An 18,691-nucleotide genomic window follows, 5' to 3' on the forward strand; every position below is an offset into this window, starting at 1 on the left:
CCGGGGTACGGCCACGAATGCTCTCAGAAACGAGCTTGTCAGATCACAGGAGGTCGGCCCAGTCGAGTCAGCCGCCACACCGTACGCCACTTCATGGGACGCCGGGGCCCGCACGGAGTGGTCCAGCCCTCCTTGAAGCCGCCGAACCAGGCCTTGAGCGCCGGTTTCGAGGGGCGGCGCAGCAGCGTCAGGAGCATCCAGACACCGAGGTAGACCGGAACGAGCGGCGCCGGAAGGTTTCGGCGCGCGAGCCAGACGCGGTTGCGGGCCACCATGCGGTGGTAGACCGCGTGCCGCGAGGGCGCGGTGGTCGGGTGGTACAGCACCATGTCGGACCGGTAGTCGATCATCCAGCCCGCGTCGAGGGCCCGCCACGCGAGGTCGGTTTCCTCATGGGCGTAGAAGAACTCGTCCGGGAGCCCGCCGACCTCGGCGAAGACCTCCGTACGGACGGCGTTGGCGCCGCCGAGGAAGGTGGTGACCCGCGAGGAGCGCATCGGGTCGGAGGCGCGCAGCCGCGGAACGTGACGGCGCTGGGTCTCGCCCGTGTCCGGGTCGGCGATGCGGAAGCTGACGATGCCGAGCTTCGGGTCTGCCGTGAAGGCCCGGCGGCACAGCTCGGCGGTGTCGTGCGTGGCGAGGAGGCCGTCGTCGTCCAGGAAGAGAAGGACGTCCACGTCGGTGCCGCCGGGGCCGAAGGCCTCGATGCCGACGTTGCGGCCGCCGGGTATGCCGAGGTTCTCGGGCAGCTCGACGGTCCGCACTCCGGCGGGGACGTCCGGGACGGGCGAGCCGTTGCCGACCACGACCACCTCGACGCGGTCGCCGTCCTGCTTGGCGACGGAGTCCAGCAGGGCCCGGAGTTCCTCGGGTCGGTTGCCCATGGTGATGATCACCGCGCCGACCTTCATCGCGGCACTCACTTCAGCCTGCTGGAGACGAGGATGGACACGAGGTGCAGCAGGGTCTGCAGGAGCGCGATGGCGGCCAGTACGGCGACGCCGAGCCGGGTGAAGAACAGGTCCCCGCGCACCTGGTCCAGGATCGCCAGGACCAGGATCAGCAGGGACGCCTCGATCCCGAGCACCAGCCGGTGGAACTTCAGCGCCGCGGCGGCCTTGCGGGCCAGCGCCATGCCGGACGAGCGCGGCTCGGACGCCGCCTCCTTGACCGGCGGCAGCCCGCCCTGGTGGCGGGCGACGCCGACGAGGTCGGTCTCGGCCTTGATCAGGATCGCGCCGAGGGCCGCCAGCGTGCCGAGGAAGGCCCAGAGCCAGTCGATCCGCCCGGAGCCCCACAGATCGGCGGCGCGCAGGCCGAAGCCGACGAGCACCGCCGCGTCGGTCAGATAGGCGCCGACCCGGTCCAGGTAGACGCCGCTGAGCGAGAACTGCTGCCTCCAGCGGGCGATCTCGCCGTCGACGCAGTCCAGCAGCAGATACAGCTGGACGCACACCACGCCGAGCACGGCGCCCGCGATCCCCGGCACCAGCAGGGCCGGGGCCGCGAGCACGCCGAAGACGGTCATCAGGTACGTGAGCTGGTTGGGCGAAACCCTGGTGTTCACCAGGTAGCGGTCGACCCGCAGGGACACCTCACGCATGTAGAGGCGTCCCATCCAGTGCTCACCGCTGCGCCGGTCCTTCACCCCCGGGGGGTGAACGACGGGGCGGAGTTCAGCTACCGATGGCCTTGGCATAGTCGGTGTAGATGTCCTTGATCTGGTTGGTTTTCAGGTCGAGGTGTTCGAGGATCGTGTAGCGGCCGGGCCGGGTCTGCGGAGCGAACTCCACGACCTGCACGAACTCGTCCACGGTGAAGCCGATCTCCTCCGGCAGCACCGGCAGTCCGTGCCGGTGCAGCACCTCGGCCATGTACGCCGACTCCTCGTGTGCCCCCCGCAGATACATCGCGAAGGCCGCGCCCAGACCGCACTGCTCGCCGTGGCTCGCCGCGCGCTTGGGGAAGAGGAGGTCGAAGGCGTGGTTGATCTCGTGGCAGGCACCGGACGAGGGCCGTGAGTCACCGGACACCGACATGGCGATCCCGCTGAGGACCAGCGCCTCGGCGAGCACCTGGAGGAAGGCGTTGTCACCGATGCCGCCCGGGTGCCGCAGCACGGCCTCACCGGCCTGGCGGGCCATCGCGGCGGCGAGACCGTCGATCTTCTCGCCGTTGACGCGGTTCGCCAGCTCCCAGTCCGCGATCGCGGAGATGTTGGAGACGGCGTCGCCGATGCCGGCGCGCACGAACCGTACGGGGGCCTCGCGGATCACATCGAGGTCGATGACGACCGCGATGGGGTTCGGCACACCGTACGAACCGCGGCCCGCGTCGTTGTCGAGGGTCGCGACGGGCGAGCAGAGGCCGTCGTGCGCGAGGTTCGTGGGCACGGCGACCAGCGGGAGGCCGACGCGTGCCGCGGCGAACTTCGCGCAGTCGATGATCTTGCCGCCGCCCAGGCCCACGACCGCGTCGTAGTGCCCGGCCTTTATGGCACCGGCCAGCCGGATCGCGTCGTCGAGGGTGCCGCCGCCGACCTCGTACCAGGTGGCGCCCGGCAGGGCAGGGGCGATCCGCTCGCGCAGCCTGGCGCCGGAGCCGCCGCTCACCGCGACGGCGAGCTTGCCCGAATGCGAGATCCGCTGGTCGGAGAGCACACTCGCCAGGTCGTCCAGGGCACCCGGCCGGATGTCGACGACGACCGGCGAGGGGATGAGCCTCGTCAGTACAGGCACGCGATCTCACGTCCCTTGGCGAGGTCGTCGTGGTTGTCGATCTCGACCCACTTGACGTCACCGATCGGCGCGACATCGATCCGGAAGCCGCGGTTGACGAGTTCCTGGTAGCCGTGCTCGTAGAACTGCTGCGGGTCGGTCTCCCACACCGTCTTCAGAGCGTCGGTCAGGTCGGCGGCGGCGTCGCCCTCGATGAGGGTGACACCGATGTACTCACCGGTGGCCTCGGACGGCTCCATCAGCTTGGTGATCTTCTGGACGCCCTTGGCGGGGTCCACGACGACCTTCATCTCCTCGTCCGCGAGGTTCTTCACCGTATCGAGGGCGAGGATGATCTTCTTGCCGTCGCCGCGGGCGGCGAGCAGCGTCTTCTCGACGGAGACCGGGTGCACGGTGTCGCCATTGGCGAGGATCACACCGTCCTTGAGGGCGTCACGGCCGCACCACAGGGAGTAGGCGTTGTTCCACTCCTCGGCCTTGTCGTTGTCGATGAGGGTGATCTTGAGGCCGTACTTCTCCTCAAGGGCCGCCTTGCGGTCGTACACGGCTTCCTTGCGGTAGCCCACGATGATGCCGACCTCGGTCAGACCGATCTCGGCGAAGTTGCCGAGGGTCAGGTCCAGGACCGTGATGCTGTCCTCTATGCCCGCGGGCCCCACCGGCACGAGAGCCTTGGGGAGGCTGTCGGTGTAGGGACGCAGACGCCGTCCGGCGCCGGCCGCCAGCACGAGGCCGATCATGCGGGTTCTCCTTCATCGTGTACGGCGGGCGCCCCGGAGGACACCCAGAAGCGGATGCTCTCGACGAGCACCAGCAGCGCCACGGCCACGGCGAGCACCGTGAGCGCGACCTTGAACTGTTCGGCGGTGAGCAGCGCGGCCAGGACGGTGACCAGCAGCGTCCTGCCTTCGTGCCCGCCGATCGCCCGCACCAGCCAGTGCGGGGGGGCTCCGGCGTTGCCGCGGATGCGGTACACCGTGTCGTAGTGATGGTAGGCGACGGCGGCCACCAGGCCGAAAGCCGCAGGAAGCGCTCCGTTCACGTCGGCGTTGGCCGCCAGTACCAGAACGGTGAGGTATTCGGCCGCGCGGAAGAACGGCGGGACCAGCCAGTCGAGGGCGCCCTTGAGGGGGCGGACGACGGCCAGCGGCGACAGCAGTACGTAGAACACGGCGCCCAGCACGGGCCACCAGCTGCCGTAAGGGGCGAGCCAGGCCGCGAGGACGACGACGGCGCCGCCGGCCAGCGCGGTGACCGCCGGTGCCCGCAGGGGCACGCGGCGCGCGAAGCGCGTCAGCAGCTCGGCGAGCGGTCCGCTGTCCGTGAGGTCGGCCAGCGCCTGCGCCGCGCGGTCCGTGCGTCGCGCCTTGCGGGTCAGGGAGCGCAGTACGCGGCCCGCCGTGGTGTACGTCGCCGCGAAGGCGCAGCCGATGATCAGCGCGTAGAAGGTGATGCGCGGGGTGGTCAGCGCCGTGAGCACGGCGATCATCGCCCAGCGTTCGCCGATGGGCAGGACTATCATCCGGCGCACCCAGACCGTCCAGCCGACGCTGTCGAGCTTGTCCGAGAGGGCCGCGGTGGGGCTGGTGTTGGCGGTGGCGTCGTGGTTCGCCTCGTTGAAGGAGAAGTCGACGACATGCCGGCAGGTCTGCAGGATCATCGCGCCGAGGGCGAGCGCCCACACGTCGTCGCCGCCACGGGCCGCTCCGAGGGCGAGGCCCGCGTAGTAGGCGTACTCCTTGGCGCGGTCGAAGGTCGCGTCCAGCCAGGCGCCGAGCGTCGAGTACTGCAGGGCGTAGCGGGCGATCTGACCGTCCACGCAGTCCAGGACGAAGGAGAACATGAGCAGCAGACCGGCCGCGACGAACCCGGCGCGGGTGCCGGTGGCGGCGCAGCCCGCTGCGATCAGCGCGGTGATCAGTGAGGCGGTGGTGACCTGGTTCGGAGTCAGGCCGCGGCGGGCGCACCAGCGGGCGATGTAGCGCGAGTACGGGCTGATGCAGTACGTGGTGAAGAAGCCGTCGCGGGCCTTCACGGCGCTGCGCAGTCGTACGGCCTCGTCGTCCACGGCCGAGACGGCCTGCCGGGCCTCGTTGCGCTCCTGCGGGTCGGCCGGTACGGCCGCGACCAGCGTGCCGAGCTCGGGGCGGTACACGGCGACGCCGTCCGCGTCGAGCGACGCGGTGAGGCGTTCGGCGAGGTGGTCCGTGGCGACGGCGAGGCCGCCGGAGGCGGAGCTCTCGCGGGCCACGGCCCGGGTCAGGGCCTTGCGGGCCTCGGGCTGCACCGATATGGCTCCGGGCAGCGCGGAGGCCGCGAACCGGGGGTCCGTGAGGCCGAGGCGCAGCGCGTGCGGGTGCCCCACGAAGCGGGCGTCGACGACGGCGACCCGCTGGTCCAGGGGGACGGCGGCAAGGAGCGTCTCGGCGTCACCGGCGTCGGCGGCGAGCCGTACGTCGAAGCCGAGCGACCGCAGATCGCCCTCAAGCGACGATCCGGGAACCGGCTGGCCGGTGAGGATGGCGGTCGACAGCGAACTCACTCCCTGGGTGCCGACGCGTCCGCGCCGGGCAAGTGCGTGGTGGGATGGCCCCGCGCCAGGCGACAGGGCCTGTCCGGGCGGCATGTCGGCAGAGGTTATCGGATGGACGGCAGCGGGCGTTCACCACCCGTTCACGGCCCGATCCACCCGGTTTTGCATGGCCTCCGCCGAGATCATCATCAGGGATCCGGGGCCCGCGCCACAAACCGTGCCCTCAGACCGGCGCATTCTCGGCATCGCACACGGCACCCGGCGCTCCGCCCGGAGCGGGACAGGACGGACACCGCGCGGGACCGGCATAGGGTGGGCGTCCATGACATGGCTGATCACAGGCGGAGCCGGATACATCGGGGCCCACGTGGCGCGGGCGATGGCGGAGGCCGGGGAGCGCGTCGTCGCCCTCGACGACCTCTCGTCAGGGGTGCCGAAGCGGCTTCCGGAGAGCATTCCCCTCGTGCAGGGCTCGTCACTGGACGGAGATCTGCTGAAGCGGGTCTTCGCGGAGCACGCGGTGACGGGTGTGGTGCACCTCGCCGCACGCAAGCAGGTCGGCGAGTCCGTGGCCCAGCCGACGCGCTACTACCAGGAGAACGTGGGCGGGCTCGCGACGCTCCTGGAGGCGGCCGCCGGGGCGGGCGTCAAGCGGTTCGTCTTCTCCTCGTCGGCGGCCGTCTACGGCAACCCTGATGTGGACCTCATCACGGAGGACACCCCCTGCGCCCCGATGAGCCCGTACGGCGAGACGAAGCTCGCCGGGGAGTGGCTGGTGCGGGCGGCGGGCCGGGCGCACGGCATCGCGACCGTGTGCCTGCGCTACTTCAACGTGGCGGGCGCGGCCACGCCCGAGCTCGCCGACACCGGGGTGTTCAACGTGATCCCGATGGTCTTCGACCGCCTCACGCGCGACGAGGCCCCGCGGATCTTCGGCGACGACTATCCGACGCCGGACGGCACCTGCGTCCGTGACTACATCCACGTCGCCGACCTCGCCGAGGCGCATCTCGCGGCGGCCCGGCGGCTGGCCGACGGCGCGACGGGCGATCTGACGGTGAACATCGGCCGCGGCGAAGGCGTTTCGGTCCGCGAACTCATCACCCTCATCGGCGAGGTCAGCGGGGACACCCGGGAGCCGCTCGTCGAACCGCGCCGCCCCGGCGACGCCCCGCGCGCGGTCGCCTCGGCCGAGCTGGCCGCGCGGGAGCTCGGCTGGAGCGCGCGGCGCGGGGTGCGCGAGATGGTCGGGTCGGCGTGGGAGGGCTGGCGGCTGCACCGCCCCCGGACACAGGATTAGCGATCTTCCCCATGCCCTGACCTGCGGATCGTTTCCGCAGGTCAGGGCACATGACAACGGTGTTCAGTGCCGCATTGCCCGATACCCCCCGCCCGTAGTTCACTGTGAGCCCGAGCAGAACACAGGAGGCGGCTTCCATGGGGGCTGGGCACGACCACGGGCATGCGCACGGCGCTCCCGCCACGGGTACGGCGACAGCGGCGTACCGCGGGAGGCTGCGCGTCGCGCTGTCGATCACGCTCACCGTCATGGTGGTCGAGATCGTCGGCGGTCTCGTCGCCGATTCGCTCGCGCTCATCGCCGACGCGGCACACATGGCGACGGACGCGCTGGGCCTGGTCATGGCGCTGCTGGCCATCCACTTCGCGAGCCGCCCGCCGAGCGAGACCCGCACGTTCGGGTACGCGCGGGCCGAGATCCTCGCCGCGCTCGCCAACTGCCTGCTGCTGCTCGTCGTCGGCGGGTACGTCATGTACGAGGCGATCCAGCGCTTCGTGACGCCCGCCGACACCGACGGCGCTCAGGCCATCGTGTTCGGTCTGATCGGCCTGGTCGCGAACACGATCTCGCTCACGCTGCTCATGCGCGGCCAGAAGGACAGCCTGAACGTGCGCGGCGCCTTCCTGGAGGTGGTGGCGGACGCGCTGGGTTCGGTGGCGGTCATCATCGCCGCGGCGGTGATCATGACCACCGGCTGGCAGGCCGCCGACCCGATCGCCTCGATCCTGATCAGCCTGATGATCGTCCCGCGCACCTGGAAGCTGCTCCAGGAGACGCTCAACGTGCTCCTGGAGGCCGCCCCCAAGAACGTCGACATGGCGGAGGTGCGCGCCCACATCCTGGCGCTGCCGGGCGTCGAGGACATCCACGACCTGCACGCCTGGACCATCACCTCCGGCATGCCCGTGCTCTCCGTGCATGTGGTCGTCAGTTCCGACGTCCTGAACGCGATCGGTCACGAGAAGATGCTCCACGAACTCCAGGGCTGCCTCGGCGTGCACTTCGACGTCGAGCACTGCACGTTCCAGCTGGAGCCGAGCGGGCACGCGGAGCACGAGGCGAAGCTGTGCCACTGACGGAGGCGGGGAGCCGCCCAATTCGGGGGCGGGACAGCCGGTCGTGTTGCTAACGTGGCCGGCGATTGGAGGAGGTGGGTTGATGACGGTCGCTTTCGGCGCTGCCGCGCGCAGCGACACAGTCGTCCCCGTTTCCCGGGCCCGAGGCTGACCCGCAGCTCATCCGTGCGTCGGCCGGGCCCCTCACCCAAGGGTTTCCACGTTGACCGACAACGCTGAACACATCACTGCCTGGCGCACCCGCCGGGAGACCTCCGCCGATCGCGCCGAGGTGTACGCCGTGACCGCCGCCGCCTTCGAGAGGGCGGCGGAAGCCGATCTGGTCGACGCTCTGCGCGCCGATGCCGGGGCGTGGTTCCCGGACCTGTCGTACGTCGCCGAGGCGCCGGACGGCACGATCGCGGCGTACGCGCTGATCACCCGCTGCCATGTCGACGGCGCCCCCGCGGCCGCGCTGGCCCCCGTCGCCGTACGACCGGAGCAGCAGCGCCGGGGCGCGGGATCGGCCGTCGTACGCGCGGTGCTGGAGGCGGCACGCGCGCGTGGGGAGCGGCTGGTCCTCGTACTCGGGCATCCCGGGTACTACCCGAGGTTCGGATTCCGGCCCGCTGCGGAGTACGGCATCCGGCCCGGATTCGACGTGCCGTCCGAACATTTGATGGCCCTTGTCCTGAGCGATTCCCTGTCCGTGGCACCGGGCACGATCAGGTATCCGGCCGCTTTCGGCGTCTGACGCACGTCGGCCGTACGTCCCGCTCCGGGGTTCCGGGGCGGGACATGCGGGAGTCGCGAAGTGCCGGGAGTGCCGGTTTCGTACGGCAGACTTGGGGCTCGAAGACCGATGCGAAGGATGGGTATGCCGATCACACCTGCCACCGCGACGCACAGTTCGTCGAACGGCACCGTTGAAGCGATCTTGCTGGAGCTGGTCGACGAGGACGGCAATACGATCGGCACGGCGGAGAAGCTCGCCGCGCACCAGGCGCCGGGACAGTTGCACAGAGCGTTCTCGGTGTTCCTCTTCGACGAGCGCGGGCGGCTGCTGCTCCAGCAGCGCGCCCTCGGCAAGTACCACTCCCCCGGGGTCTGGTCGAACACCTGCTGCGGCCACCCCTACCCGGGCGAGGCACCCTTCGCGGCGGCGGCCCGGCGGACGTACGAGGAGCTCGGGGTCTCCCCGTCGCTGCTCGCCGAGGCGGGGACGGTCCGCTACAACCACCCGGACCCGGACTCGGGCCTGGTGGAGCAGGAGTACAACCACCTCTTCGTCGGGATGGTGCAGTCGCCGCTCGGCCCCGACCCTGACGAGGTCGGCTCGACGGCCTTCGTAACCGCCGCCGAGCTGACGGAGCGGCACGCGAAGGACACCTTCTCTTCGTGGTTCATGACCGTGCTGGACGCGGCCCGTCCGGCGATCAGGGAGCTGACGGGTCCGTCCGCGGGCTGGTAGCGCGTCCCCTACACGACGCTCGGAGTGAGCGGCAGGGCTGCCCAGATCACCTTGCCGCCGCTCGCGGTGTGCTCGACGTCGCACACTCCGCCCGATTCCCTGGTGACCTCCCGGACCAGCAGCAGGCCCCGGCCGCCGGTCTGCCCGTGGTCGGCCTCCAGGGCGGTCGGGCGGTAGGGATGGTTGTCCTCCACGGAGACGCGCACCCACTCGGCGCCGACGGCGACCTCCACGGCGAGCATCGGGGACAGCAGGGCCGCGTGCCGGACCGCGTTCGTCACGAGTTCGGAGACGATCAGCAGGAGTCCCTGGACGAGGTCGTCCGAGACGGGCACCCCCTGGCGGACCAGCAGATCACGGACGGCGTGCCGCGCCTGCGGCACCGAGGCATCGATGGCGGGAGCGGTGAACCGCCACACCCCCTCGTACGGCAGCGGGCCCGGCGGTCTCCGCTCGGGAGCCATCTCTCCGCTGCCTTCAGGGCTCGGGTCGGACCCCCGCCCGAGGTTCTCCATCGTCCGGTCGCCACCCTTGCGCTCGATTGTCACCACACGTCGAGTGTTGACAATGCGCTGGTCCGGACCGGATGACTGAACACAAGTCAGCTGGTATCGACGCCTTCTGATCGTCGGCGTATGACACGGTCAGTTGTGAGACTGCTCCTGTCCCTGTTGTGCCCGCTTCGCGAACTATTCGGGTTGTACGGGTTTGGCACCGGGCTCGCCCGATTCGTTCCCCGGGTCTCGTCGTCCGCCTGCCCCCTTCTTGATCGTTCGTTCGGCGGGTGCGGATAGCATCCGGCATATGGAGCCTCAGCTGCTGCACAGCACCGGCGACGGGGTCGCCACCGTCGTCATCCACCACCCGGCCAAGCGCAACGCCATGACGGCCGGCATGTGGCGGGCGCTGCCACCGCTGCTCGACGCGCTGGCCGCCGACCCCACCGTGCGCGCACTTGTACTCAAGGGCGAGGGCGACACCTTCTGCGCGGGGGCCGACATCTCGACGCTGCGGGGCTCCCCGGACGAGGCGCAGAGCCTCGCCGTGCTCGCCGAGGAGGCGCTCGCCGCGTTCCCGAAGCCGACGCTGGCCGCGATTCGCGGGTACTGCGTGGGCGGCGGGTCGCAGCTCGCGGCGGCCTGCGATCTGCGGTTCGCCGAGGAAGGGGCGCTGTTCGGGGTGACTCCGGCGAACCTCGGGATCGTCTATTCGGCCTCCTCCACACGGCGGCTGGTGTCCCTGGTGGGGCCGGGCGCCGCCAAATACCTCTTGTTCTCGGGCGAGTTGATCGACGCGGAGCGTGCGCTGCGCACCGGTCTGGTGGACGAGGTGCTGCCCGGGGGCGAACTCGACAAGCGTGTCGTGGAGTTCACTCGCGTACTGACCACGCGCTCCCTGCTGACCCAGGCGGCGGCCAAGGAGTTCGCGAACGGGCGCACGGACCGGGACGCGTACTGGGCGGAGCGGGCGCGGGGCAGCGGCGACACCGCTGAGGGGGTCGCCGCCTTCCTGGAGCGCCGGCAGCCGCGCTTCACCTGGACTACGTCAGGATGAAGCGGCTCTTCGCGCGGAACTCCTCGACGAGGTGCGCGGGCGCCTTCTGCGGGGATCCGGCGTCGTAGGGCGGCTGCGGGTCGTACTCGGTCAGCAGTTGTACGGCCTGGGCGTGTTCGTCGCCCGCGATCCGGCCGAGCAGGGTGAGCCCCATGTCGATCCCGGACGACACACCGGCCGCCGTCACGTACTTGCCGTCGAACACGACCCGCTCCCCCGTCGGCTCGGCGCCGAACTGCTTGAGCATGTCGAGCGCCAGCCAGTGGGAGGTGGCGCGGCGGCCCTCCAGGAGCCCCGCGGCGGCGAGCAGCAGCGAGCCGGTGCACACGGAGGTCGTCCAGGTGCTCGTGGCGTCGGCGGCGCGCAGCCAGTCCAGCAGGACCTCGTTCTCCATCTGCGGGGTCTGGCCCGGGCCTCCCGGGACCAGGACGATATCGGGGTTCGGCACCTCCGCCAGCGTCTTGTCGGCGGTGATCGCCAGGTAGCCGGTGTCCGCGCGTACGGGGCCGGTGTGCTCGGCGACGAAGACGGTCTCCGCGTCGGGCAGCCGGCCGAGGGTCTCGTAGGGGCCCACGGCGTCCAGGGCGGTGAAGCGGTCGAAAAGGACGATGGCGATCTGCATCGGGGTTCCTTTCAGGGGATCAGTGGGTGGGATTCCAGAGGGTCAGTGGGTGGGTTCGGGGCGGATCGGGCCCAGGGGCGCCGGGCGGAAACGGCGCCGGTACTCGGCCGGCGCCGAGCCGAGCGTCCTGACGAAGGCGCGGCGCATCGCCTCGGGCGTGCCGTAGCCGCAGGCGCGGGAGATCTCCTCGATGCCGTCGGCGGTGTCCTCCAGGAGGCGCCGGGCGTGTTCGAGGCGGACGCGGTCGACGTAGCGGCCGGGCGTCATGCCGGTCTCGGTCTGGAAGGCGCGGGCGAAGTGGCGGGGCGAGAGCCGGGCGCGGGAGGCGAGCGACTCGACGCTCAGGTCGTCGCCGGGGTGCTCGGTGATCCACTGCTGGACCTCGCGCAGGGGTTCGCGCTGCGCGGTCTGGGCGGCCAGCTGGGCGCTGAACTGAGCTTGGTTGCCGGGGCGTCGCAGGAAGACGACCAGGTAGCGGGCGATCAGAAGGGCGGTCTCGCGGCCCAGGTCCTCCTCGACCAGCGCGAGGGCCAGGTCGATTCCGGAGGTGACACCCGCCGAGGTGGAGACCTGGCCGTCCCGGACGTAGATGGGGTCCGGGGCGACCTCGACGGCCGGGTGGTCGCGGGCGAGCTTGTCGCAGTAGGCCCAGTGGGTCGTGGCGCGGTGGCCGTCCAGGAGGCCCGCTTCGGCGAGCAGGATGGCGCCGGTGCACACGGACACGAGACGTTCGGCGCGCGGGCCGTGCTCGCGCAGCCAGTCGGTCAGGCGCGGGTCGGGGACCCGGGTGCCCTGCCCCCCGGGCACGAGCAGGGTGTGCGGATCGGGTACGTCGGCGAGCGCGTGGTCCGGGACGATCGTGAGGCCGCTGGAGGTGCGCACCGGCGCGCCGTCCAGGGAGGCGGTGCGGATGCGGTACGAGCCGGCGTGCTGGGCCTCGGCGCCCGCGAAGACCTCGAGGGGACCTGTCACGTCGAGGCTCTGCACCCCGTCGAAGAGGACGATCAGGACGGTTCGCATGTCCTCGATTCTTCGCGGGCCCGGGGATGACCGCAACGCCGAATACCCCACCTTTCCTGCCATCCCAGGAGCTGCCGTTCCCACCGTACCGACCAGTCGGTAATGTGCCGGGCATGACCACTCCACTGCCGGAGCGCGCCGGGCGGCGCTGCCACAACGTCCTCAATCCGCTGCACTCGACGCACTACTTCTCGCCCGATCTGGGGCGGGAGCTGGCCGCGGTCGGGATCGAGGACAGCAGGGCCGCGTACTTCGCGGTGCGGGCCGCGGCCATGGGAGCGGTGGGCCCGGGCACGGTGACGGCGACGTTCTACAACTTCCGCCACGAACTGGTGGCCAAGCACCTGCCCGAGGTGTGGCGGACGGCTTCCCCGGAGGCCGTGCTCGCGGCACGCGCGCGTGCCGTCGACGCGACGCTGCGGCGGCTGCTCGGCGAGGACGTCATCGCCTCCAAGGAGATGGCGGAGGCGGCGGAGCTCGCCCTGCGGGCGGCCGAGGCCTGCGGCAGGACCGCGCGCCCGCTGTACGCCGCCCACGCCGACCTCCCCGTGCCCGACGCGCCGCACCTCGCGCTGTGGCACGCGGCCACCCTGCTGCGTGAGCACCGCGGCGACGGTCACCTCGCGGTGCTGCTGGACGCGGAACTCGACCCGGTGGAGGCCCTGGTGAGCCACACCGCGACCGGCAAGGGCATGGCCCCGAAGTGGGCGCTGGGCACGCGCGGCTGGTCCCGGGCGGACTGGGAGGCGGCGGCCGGGCGGCTGCGGGAGCGTGGACTGCTCGACGCCGAGGGCGAGTTGACGGAGGCGGGGGTGGCCCTGCGGGGCGAGATCGAGGCGCGGACGGACCGGCTGGACCGCGCCCCGTACGAGCATCTGGGCGCCGCGGGTGTCGAACGCCTCACCGAACTGGCCAAGGGCATCCTCATGACGGCCCTCGCGGCCGGCGCCTTCCCCGAGGGCATGACCGGCAAGGGCTGACACCGCCGAGCGGTGCCCTGATCCCCCGTTGTCGGTGCCACCTGCCACAATTGGCGCGCAACCCCAGTGGAGAAGGCGGTACGGGATCGTGACGACACCCCTCGTAGGGTCCATCGAAGGCAGGATCGCCGAGGAACTCGGCGTACGGGAACGGCAGGTCAAGGCCGCCGTCGACTTGCTCGACGGCGGTTCGACGGTGCCCTTCATCGCCCGCTACCGCAAGGAAGCGACCGAGATGCTCGACGATGCGCAGCTGCGCACCCTCGAGGAGCGGCTGCGCTATCTGCGGGAGCTGGAGGAGCGGCGCGCCGCGATCCTCGACTCGGTGCGCGAGCAGGGCAAGCTCACCGAAGAGATCGAGGCGCAGATCCGGGGCGCCGAGACGAAGGCGCGGCTTGAGGACATCTATCTGCCGTTCAAGCCGAAGCGGCGTACGAAGGCGCAGATCGCGCGCGAGGCGGGCCTGGAGCCGCTGGCCGAGGGCCTGCTCGGCGACCCGTCGGTCGACCCGCTCGCCGCGGCGCTGGCCTTCGTCGACGCCGACAAGGGAGTGGCCGATCCACAGGCCGCGCTGGACGGCGCCCGGTCGATCCTCACCGAGCGGTTCTCGGAGGACGCCGACCTCATCGGCGAGCTGCGCGAGCGCATGTGGGTGCGGGGCCGGCTGGCCGCCAAGGTGAAGGACGGCAAGGAGGAGGCGGGCGCCAAGTTCGCCGACTACTTCGACTTCGCCGAGCCCTTCAAGGAGCTGCCCTCGCACCGCATCCTCGCGATGCTGCGCGGCGAGAAGGAGGACGTCCTCGACCTCGTCCTGGAGCCCGAGGAGCCCTCCGAGCAGCCCGGCCCTTCCTCGTACGAGGGGATCGTCGCCCACCGCTTCCAGATCGCCGACCGCGGCCGCCCGGCCGACAAGTGGCTCACGGACACGGTCCGTTGGGCCTGGCGGACCCGCATTCTCGTGCACCTCGGCATCGACCTGCGGCTGCGGCTGCGGACGACCGCCGAGGACGAGGCGGTCAACGTCTTCGCGGCGAACCTGCGGGACCTGCTGCTCGCCGCCCCGGCGGGCACCCGCTCGACGCTGGGCCTCGACCCCGGGTTCCGTACGGGTGTGAAGGTCGCCGTGGTCGACGCCACCGGCAAGGTCGTCGCGACGGACGTCATCTACCCGCACGTCCCGGCGAACAAGTGGGACGAGGCCATCGCCAAGCTCGCGCGGCTCGCCAAGGAACACGCGGTCGAGCTGGTCGCGATCGGCAACGGCACGGCGTCCCGCGAGACCGACAAGCTCGCCGGTGAACTCATCACCAAGCACCCGGAGTTGAACCTCACCAAGGTGATGGTGTCCGAGGCGGGGGCGTCGGTGTACTCGGCGTCCGCGTTCGCCTCGCAGGAGCTGCCCGACATGGACGTGTCGCTGCGCGGCGCCGTGTCCATCGCGCGCCGGCTCCAGGACCCGCTGGCCGAGCTGGTGAAGATCGACCCGAAGTCCATCGGTGTCGGGCAGTACCAGCACGACCTGTCCGAGGTGAAGCTGTCCCGGTCGCTGGACGCCGTGGTCGAGGACTGTGTGAACGGCGTGGGCGTGGACGTCAACACGGCCTCCGCCCCGCTGCTCGCCCGCGTCTCCGGCATCACCTCCGGGCTCGCGGAGAACATCGTGTCGCACCGCGACGCCAACGGTCCCTTCACGTCCCGTACCGCCCTCAAGGGCGTGGCCCGGCTCGGCCCGAAAGCGTACGAGCAGTGCGCGGGCTTCCTGCGGATCCGGGGCGGGGACGATCCGCTGGACGCGTCCAGCGTGCACCCCGAGGCGTACCCCGTGGTGCGGCGCATGGTGAAGACGGCGGGGAGCGAGGTCGCGTCCCTGATCGGCAACACCGGTGTGCTGCGCTCGCTGAAGCCGAACGACTTCGTCGACGAGACGTTCGGCCTGCCGACGGTCACGGACATTCTGAAGGAGCTGGAGAAGCCCGGGCGCGACCCCCGGCCCGCGTTCAAGACGGCCACCTTCAAGGAGGGCGTGGAGAAGATCTCCGATCTGGCCTCCGGAATGGTGCTGGAGGGTGTCGTCACGAATGTGGCCGCGTTCGGGGCGTTCGTGGACATCGGTGTCCACCAGGACGGGCTCGTGCATGTCTCCGCGATGTCCAAGACCTTCGTCAAGGACCCGCGGGACGTCGTGAAGCCGGGCGACATCGTCAAGGTGAAGGTGCTGGACATCGACATTCCGCGCAAGCGGGTCTCGTTGACGCTGCGGCTGGACGATGAGGCCGCGGCTCCGGCCCAGGAAGGCGGGGGGCGGCCTCAGCGTGGGGGGCGGCCGCCGCAGCAGCGGGGACAGCGGCAGGGCCAAGGGCAGGGACAGCGGCAGGGCCAGGGGCAAGGGCAGGGCCGTGGCGGCGCCGGTGGCGGGTCGCGTCAGGCTGCGCCGCCGCCCGCCAACAGCGCGATGGCGGATGCGTTGCGCAAGGCCGGGTTGGTCGACCCCAAGCGGGGTCGGCGCTGACGTTCGGCGCCGGGTGCCCTGGTGACAGGGCACCCGGCGCCGGGGCTGAGCTCGGGGTGGGTCGCGCAGCCCCGGCGCTTACCGGGTGCCGCTCTCTTGGGGACGGACGCCGCCCCTGGCGGCACGCATGCCCACAGCGAGGACGGTTACGGCAGTTCCGTCACCTTGCCGTCCGCGACCTCCAGGCGGCGGGTCGTCCGTACCGCGTCCAGCATGCGGCGGTCGTGGGTGACGAGGAGCAGCGTGCCCTCGTACGAGTCGAGGGCCGATTCCAGCTGCTCGATCGCGGGGAGGTCGAGGTGGTTGGTCGGCTCGTCGAGCACGAGAAGGTTGACGCCTCGGCCCTGAAGAAGGGCGAGGGCCGACCGGGTGCGCTCGCCCGGGGAGAGCGTGGCCGCCGGGCGCAGGACGTGGTCCGCCTTCAGGCCGAACTTGGCCAGCAGCGTGCGGACTTCAGCGGGTTCCGTGTCCGGGACCGCCGCGCAGAACGCGTCCAGCAGGGACTCCGAACCGTGGAAGAGCCGGCGGGCCTGGTCGACCTCGCCGACGACCACGCCGGAGCCGAGGGTGGCGTGCCCGGCGTCCAGGGGGACGCGCCCGAGCAGCGCGCCCAGCAGGGTCGACTTGCCGGCGCCGTTCGCGCCGGTGACCGCGACCCGGTCCGCCCAGTCGATCTGCAGTGTCGCCGGGCCGAAGGTGTACTCGCCGCGCCGCACCTCCGCGTCCCGCAACGTGGCGACGACCGCACCGGAGCGCGGGGCCGCCGCGATCTCCATGCGCAGCTCCCACTCCTTGCGCGGCTCGTCGACGGTGTCGAGGCGCTCGATCATGCGCTGGGTCTGCCGGGCCTTCGCGGCCTGCTTCTCACTGGCCTCGCTGCGGAACTTGCGGCCGATCTTGTCGTTGTCGTTGTTCGCCTTGCGCCGGGCGTTCTTGACACCCTTGTCCATCCAGGAGCGCTGCATCTGGGCGCGGCCTTCGAGCGCGGACCGCTTGTCGGCGTACTCCTCGTAGTCCTCGCGGGCGTGCCGGCGCGCGGTGTCGCGTTCCTCCAGATACGCCTCGTATCCGCCGCCGTACAGCGTGATCTGCTGCTGTGCGAGGTCGAGTTCGAGCACCTTCGTCACCGTGCGGGTCAGGAACTCGCGGTCGTGGCTGACGACGACGGTCCCGGCGCGCAGGCCGGACACGAAACGCTCAAGGCGCTCCAGGCCGTCCAGGTCCAGATCGTTCGTGGGCTCGTCGAGCAGGAAGACGTCGTAGCGGGAGAGGAGCAGCGAAGCGAGTCCGGCGCGAGCCGCCTGGCCGCCGGACAGGGAGGTCATCGGCTGGTCCAGGTCGACGGCGAGTCCCAGGGAGTCGGTGACCTCCTCGGCACGCTCGTCGAGGTCGGCGCCGCCGAGGTCGAGCCAGCGCTCCAGGCTGGTCGCGTACGCGTCGTCCGCGCCCGGCGCCCCGTCGACGAGCGCCTGTGTCGCCTCGTCCATCACCCGCTGGGCCTCGGCGACGCCCGTGCGGCGCGCGAGAAACTCCCGTACGGTCTCGTCCTCCCGCCGCTCCGGCTCCTGCGGCAGATGCCCGACGGTCGCGGACGGCGGGGACAGCCGCAGCTCCCCCTGCTCCGGCGTGAGGAGGCCGGCGAGGAGCCGCAGCAGCGTGGACTTGCCCGCGCCGTTGGCACCGACGAGTCCGATCACATCGCCGGGTGCGACGACGAGGTCGAGCCCGGAGAAGAGCGAGCGGTCGCCGTGTCCGGCGGCGAGATTCTTGGCGACGAGAGTGGCAGTCATCAGGAGGCCGATCCTAACGGCCCGGCGCCCTGGGCCGCGCCGCGGTTTCCACCCGCCCCATCCCTGGCGATCACCGTGCCATGGCCTCCACCAGCACACTCCCCGATGTCCGTGCCACGATGAACGACTCCCCCTTCACCGCCTTGGCATCCAGCGCGACCCGGTGCCGGCCCGCCTCCAGGATTCCGTCGAAGACCTCGTGCGCGTGGGTGCGGTACAGGCGGTCGAGCCGGTACGCGGTCAGCTGGACCCGGCATGTGGAGGTGACCTCGATGCCCGCCTCGCCGTCGGTGGCGACGAGCCGGGTGAGCCGGCGCAGCTCCCGCGGGCTGCGGTCCAGGGCGTGCTCGATCTGGGCGACCAGGAGCGGAATGATCGGGGCGAGGCCCTCGACGTACGCGACATCGACGTCCGCGCGCCGGAAGGATTCCCGTACGGCGGCACGATGCTCCTCGCTGATGGCCCGGCCGAAGGCCACCGCACCGTACGCACGGAGTTCGTCGGCCGGGACGTCCGTGGCGTCGTGGGCGATGTCGGCGCCGATGCCGATGGTGCGCAGGGCGGCGGCGAGCTTGGCGAGCAGCGCGACGCGGGCACCGATGAGCAGGACACGGCGGCGGGGTCCCGTATCGCCGTCGAGGAGGGAGTTCAGCGCACTGCGGTACTCGGCGCCATGGAAGCGGAACGGTCCTATGCCGTGGTAGCCGTTGAGCTCCAGGTCGGCCCATTCGTCGGTCTGCCAGGCGAAGTCGCGCCACACATAGTCGTCACCGTCCTTCTCGATGACCGCCGTGACGGCACCGCATTCGAGGCCCTGGCACTCTGGGCAGCCGTAGATGACGTACCGGCCGCCGTCGAGCGGAGCGTCGGCCTCCAGGAGGAGGCTGCGCACCTGCGCGGTGAAGATCGCGGGTGGCACGTCGGAGGCGAGCGGGGACACCGCGTCGAGGTCGGAGAGCTGGAACAGCAGCGGGCGCCCGTCGACGATGAAGTCGACGAAATCCCGGTGCACCTGGTAGTCACCGTTGGCGAGGACTCCACCGGCACGCATCGCCGGTGCCAGGCCGAAGGTCGCGTACTCGGCAGACATGCTGTGAGTATCCCCAGACTGGGAGTGAT

At 71.1% G+C, this 18,691-nt stretch carries 17 protein-coding genes; 7 read left to right on the forward strand and 10 right to left on the reverse strand.

Annotation, left to right across the window (positions count from 1 at the left end):
- Positions 1 to 38: 38 nt before the first annotated feature.
- Genes OIC96_RS05475 through OIC96_RS05495 form a run of 5 tightly spaced genes read right to left on the reverse strand, consistent with a single transcriptional unit; the run spans position 39 to position 5,271 of the window.
- The gene (locus tag OIC96_RS05475; RefSeq protein ID WP_330309005.1) at positions 39 to 923 is read right to left on the reverse strand and encodes a glycosyltransferase family 2 protein; all 885 of its coding nucleotides are present in this window, start codon (positions 921 to 923) and stop codon (positions 39 to 41) included.
- Entirely contained in the window at positions 920 to 1,699 is a 780-nt protein-coding gene (locus OIC96_RS05480) for a CDP-alcohol phosphatidyltransferase family protein (RefSeq protein ID WP_330309004.1), read from the reverse strand. The genes OIC96_RS05475 and OIC96_RS05480 overlap by 4 nt, the downstream gene beginning before the upstream one ends.
- A complete protein-coding gene (locus tag OIC96_RS05485) occupies positions 1,677 to 2,738 on the reverse strand; it encodes an iron-containing alcohol dehydrogenase family protein (RefSeq protein WP_330309003.1) in 1,062 nt (353 codons plus the stop codon). The genes OIC96_RS05480 and OIC96_RS05485 overlap by 23 nt, the downstream gene beginning before the upstream one ends.
- The gene (locus tag OIC96_RS05490; RefSeq protein ID WP_330309002.1) at positions 2,726 to 3,478 is read right to left on the reverse strand and encodes a phosphocholine cytidylyltransferase family protein; all 753 of its coding nucleotides are present in this window, start codon (positions 3,476 to 3,478) and stop codon (positions 2,726 to 2,728) included. Before OIC96_RS05490 ends, OIC96_RS05485 begins: the two co-directional genes overlap by 13 nt.
- Complete coding sequence (locus tag OIC96_RS05495; RefSeq protein WP_330310375.1) at positions 3,475 to 5,271, reverse strand: DUF5941 domain-containing protein; 1,797 nt, start codon at positions 5,269 to 5,271, stop codon at positions 3,475 to 3,477. The genes OIC96_RS05490 and OIC96_RS05495 overlap by 4 nt, the downstream gene beginning before the upstream one ends.
- Positions 5,272 to 5,593: 322 nt before the next feature.
- On the opposite strand from OIC96_RS05495, the gene galE reads away from it, so the two are divergent.
- The 4 genes from galE to idi all read left to right on the forward strand — a co-directional run bounded on the left by galE (position 5,594) and on the right by idi (position 9,097).
- On the forward strand, positions 5,594 to 6,571 hold the full coding sequence (gene galE / locus OIC96_RS05500; protein WP_330309001.1) for a UDP-glucose 4-epimerase GalE: 978 nt from the start codon (positions 5,594 to 5,596) through the stop codon (positions 6,569 to 6,571).
- A 137-nt stretch (positions 6,572 to 6,708) separates the two neighbouring features.
- Positions 6,709 to 7,647, forward strand: a complete 939-nt coding sequence (locus OIC96_RS05505) for a cation diffusion facilitator family transporter (protein WP_330309000.1) — start codon at positions 6,709 to 6,711, stop codon at positions 7,645 to 7,647.
- 202 nt (positions 7,648 to 7,849) lie between these two features.
- Positions 7,850 to 8,380, forward strand: coding sequence for a GNAT family N-acetyltransferase (locus OIC96_RS05510; protein ID WP_330308999.1), 531 nt, complete (start codon positions 7,850 to 7,852; stop codon positions 8,378 to 8,380).
- A 123-nt stretch (positions 8,381 to 8,503) separates the two neighbouring features.
- Entirely contained in the window at positions 8,504 to 9,097 is a 594-nt protein-coding gene (idi, locus tag OIC96_RS05515) for an isopentenyl-diphosphate Delta-isomerase (RefSeq protein WP_330308998.1), read from the forward strand.
- 8 nt (positions 9,098 to 9,105) lie between these two features.
- On the opposite strand, the gene OIC96_RS05520 is transcribed toward idi, so the two are convergent.
- Positions 9,106 to 9,612, reverse strand: coding sequence for an ATP-binding protein (locus OIC96_RS05520; RefSeq protein ID WP_330310374.1), 507 nt, complete (start codon positions 9,610 to 9,612; stop codon positions 9,106 to 9,108).
- A gap of 289 nt (positions 9,613 to 9,901) precedes the next feature.
- Between OIC96_RS05520 and OIC96_RS05525 the strand changes: the two genes are divergently transcribed.
- A complete protein-coding gene (locus tag OIC96_RS05525) occupies positions 9,902 to 10,651 on the forward strand; it encodes an enoyl-CoA hydratase/isomerase family protein (RefSeq protein ID WP_330308997.1) in 750 nt (249 codons plus the stop codon).
- Here OIC96_RS05525 and OIC96_RS05530 read toward each other — a convergent pair.
- Together OIC96_RS05530 and OIC96_RS05535 are read right to left on the reverse strand one after the other, a co-directional pair.
- Positions 10,638 to 11,273: a DJ-1/PfpI family protein gene (locus tag OIC96_RS05530; RefSeq protein WP_330308996.1), complete on the reverse strand. Its 636-nt coding sequence runs from the start codon at positions 11,271 to 11,273 to the stop codon at positions 10,638 to 10,640. The genes OIC96_RS05525 and OIC96_RS05530 overlap by 14 nt on opposite strands.
- A 42-nt stretch (positions 11,274 to 11,315) precedes the next feature.
- Positions 11,316 to 12,293, reverse strand: coding sequence for a GlxA family transcriptional regulator (locus tag OIC96_RS05535; protein WP_330308995.1), 978 nt, complete (start codon positions 12,291 to 12,293; stop codon positions 11,316 to 11,318).
- A 113-nt stretch (positions 12,294 to 12,406) separates the two neighbouring features.
- On the opposite strand from OIC96_RS05535, the gene OIC96_RS05540 reads away from it, so the two are divergent.
- Positions 12,407 to 13,273: an SCO6745 family protein gene (locus OIC96_RS05540; RefSeq protein WP_330308994.1), complete on the forward strand. Its 867-nt coding sequence runs from the start codon at positions 12,407 to 12,409 to the stop codon at positions 13,271 to 13,273.
- Between the two features lie 88 nt (positions 13,274 to 13,361).
- Positions 13,362 to 15,782, forward strand: a complete 2,421-nt coding sequence (locus OIC96_RS05545) for a Tex family protein (RefSeq protein WP_330308993.1) — start codon at positions 13,362 to 13,364, stop codon at positions 15,780 to 15,782.
- 146 nt (positions 15,783 to 15,928) lie between these two features.
- Here OIC96_RS05545 and OIC96_RS05550 read toward each other — a convergent pair whose 3' ends face one another.
- On the reverse strand, positions 15,929 to 17,572 hold the full coding sequence (locus tag OIC96_RS05550) for an ABC-F family ATP-binding cassette domain-containing protein (protein WP_330308992.1): 1,644 nt from the start codon (positions 17,570 to 17,572) through the stop codon (positions 15,929 to 15,931).
- Positions 17,573 to 17,642: 70 nt separating this feature from the next.
- On the reverse strand, positions 17,643 to 18,662 hold the full coding sequence (locus OIC96_RS05555) for an oxidoreductase (RefSeq protein ID WP_330308991.1): 1,020 nt from the start codon (positions 18,660 to 18,662) through the stop codon (positions 17,643 to 17,645).
- Positions 18,663 to 18,691: the final 29 nt, after the last annotated feature.

The organism is Streptomyces sp. NBC_00775, assembly GCF_036347135.1.
GTDB classification, from domain to species: Bacteria; Actinomycetota; Actinomycetes; order Streptomycetales; family Streptomycetaceae; genus Streptomyces; species Streptomyces lutosisoli.

Excerpts from the sequence above, each read along its gene's own strand:
- galE (WP_330309001.1), top strand. The coding sequence starts at position 5,594 with ATGACATGGCTGATCACAGGCGGAGCCGGATACATCGGGGCCCACGTG.
- OIC96_RS05555 (WP_330308991.1), bottom strand. The coding sequence starts at position 18,662 with ATGTCTGCCGAGTACGCGACCTTCGGCCTGGCACCGGCGATGCGTGCC.
- OIC96_RS05520 (WP_330310374.1), bottom strand. The coding sequence starts at position 9,612 with ATGGAGAACCTCGGGCGGGGGTCCGACCCGAGCCCTGAAGGCAGCGGA.
- idi (WP_330308998.1), top strand. The coding sequence starts at position 8,504 with ATGCCGATCACACCTGCCACCGCGACGCACAGTTCGTCGAACGGCACC.
- OIC96_RS05535 (WP_330308995.1), bottom strand. The coding sequence starts at position 12,293 with ATGCGAACCGTCCTGATCGTCCTCTTCGACGGGGTGCAGAGCCTCGAC.
- OIC96_RS05505 (WP_330309000.1), top strand. The coding sequence starts at position 6,709 with ATGGGGGCTGGGCACGACCACGGGCATGCGCACGGCGCTCCCGCCACG.
- OIC96_RS05480 (WP_330309004.1), bottom strand. The coding sequence starts at position 1,699 with ATGCCAAGGCCATCGGTAGCTGAACTCCGCCCCGTCGTTCACCCCCCG.
- OIC96_RS05525 (WP_330308997.1), top strand. The coding sequence starts at position 9,902 with ATGGAGCCTCAGCTGCTGCACAGCACCGGCGACGGGGTCGCCACCGTC.
- OIC96_RS05490 (WP_330309002.1), bottom strand. The coding sequence starts at position 3,478 with ATGATCGGCCTCGTGCTGGCGGCCGGCGCCGGACGGCGTCTGCGTCCC.
- OIC96_RS05530 (WP_330308996.1), bottom strand. The coding sequence starts at position 11,273 with ATGCAGATCGCCATCGTCCTTTTCGACCGCTTCACCGCCCTGGACGCC.
- OIC96_RS05550 (WP_330308992.1), bottom strand. The coding sequence starts at position 17,572 with ATGACTGCCACTCTCGTCGCCAAGAATCTCGCCGCCGGACACGGCGAC.
- OIC96_RS05540 (WP_330308994.1), top strand. The coding sequence starts at position 12,407 with ATGACCACTCCACTGCCGGAGCGCGCCGGGCGGCGCTGCCACAACGTC.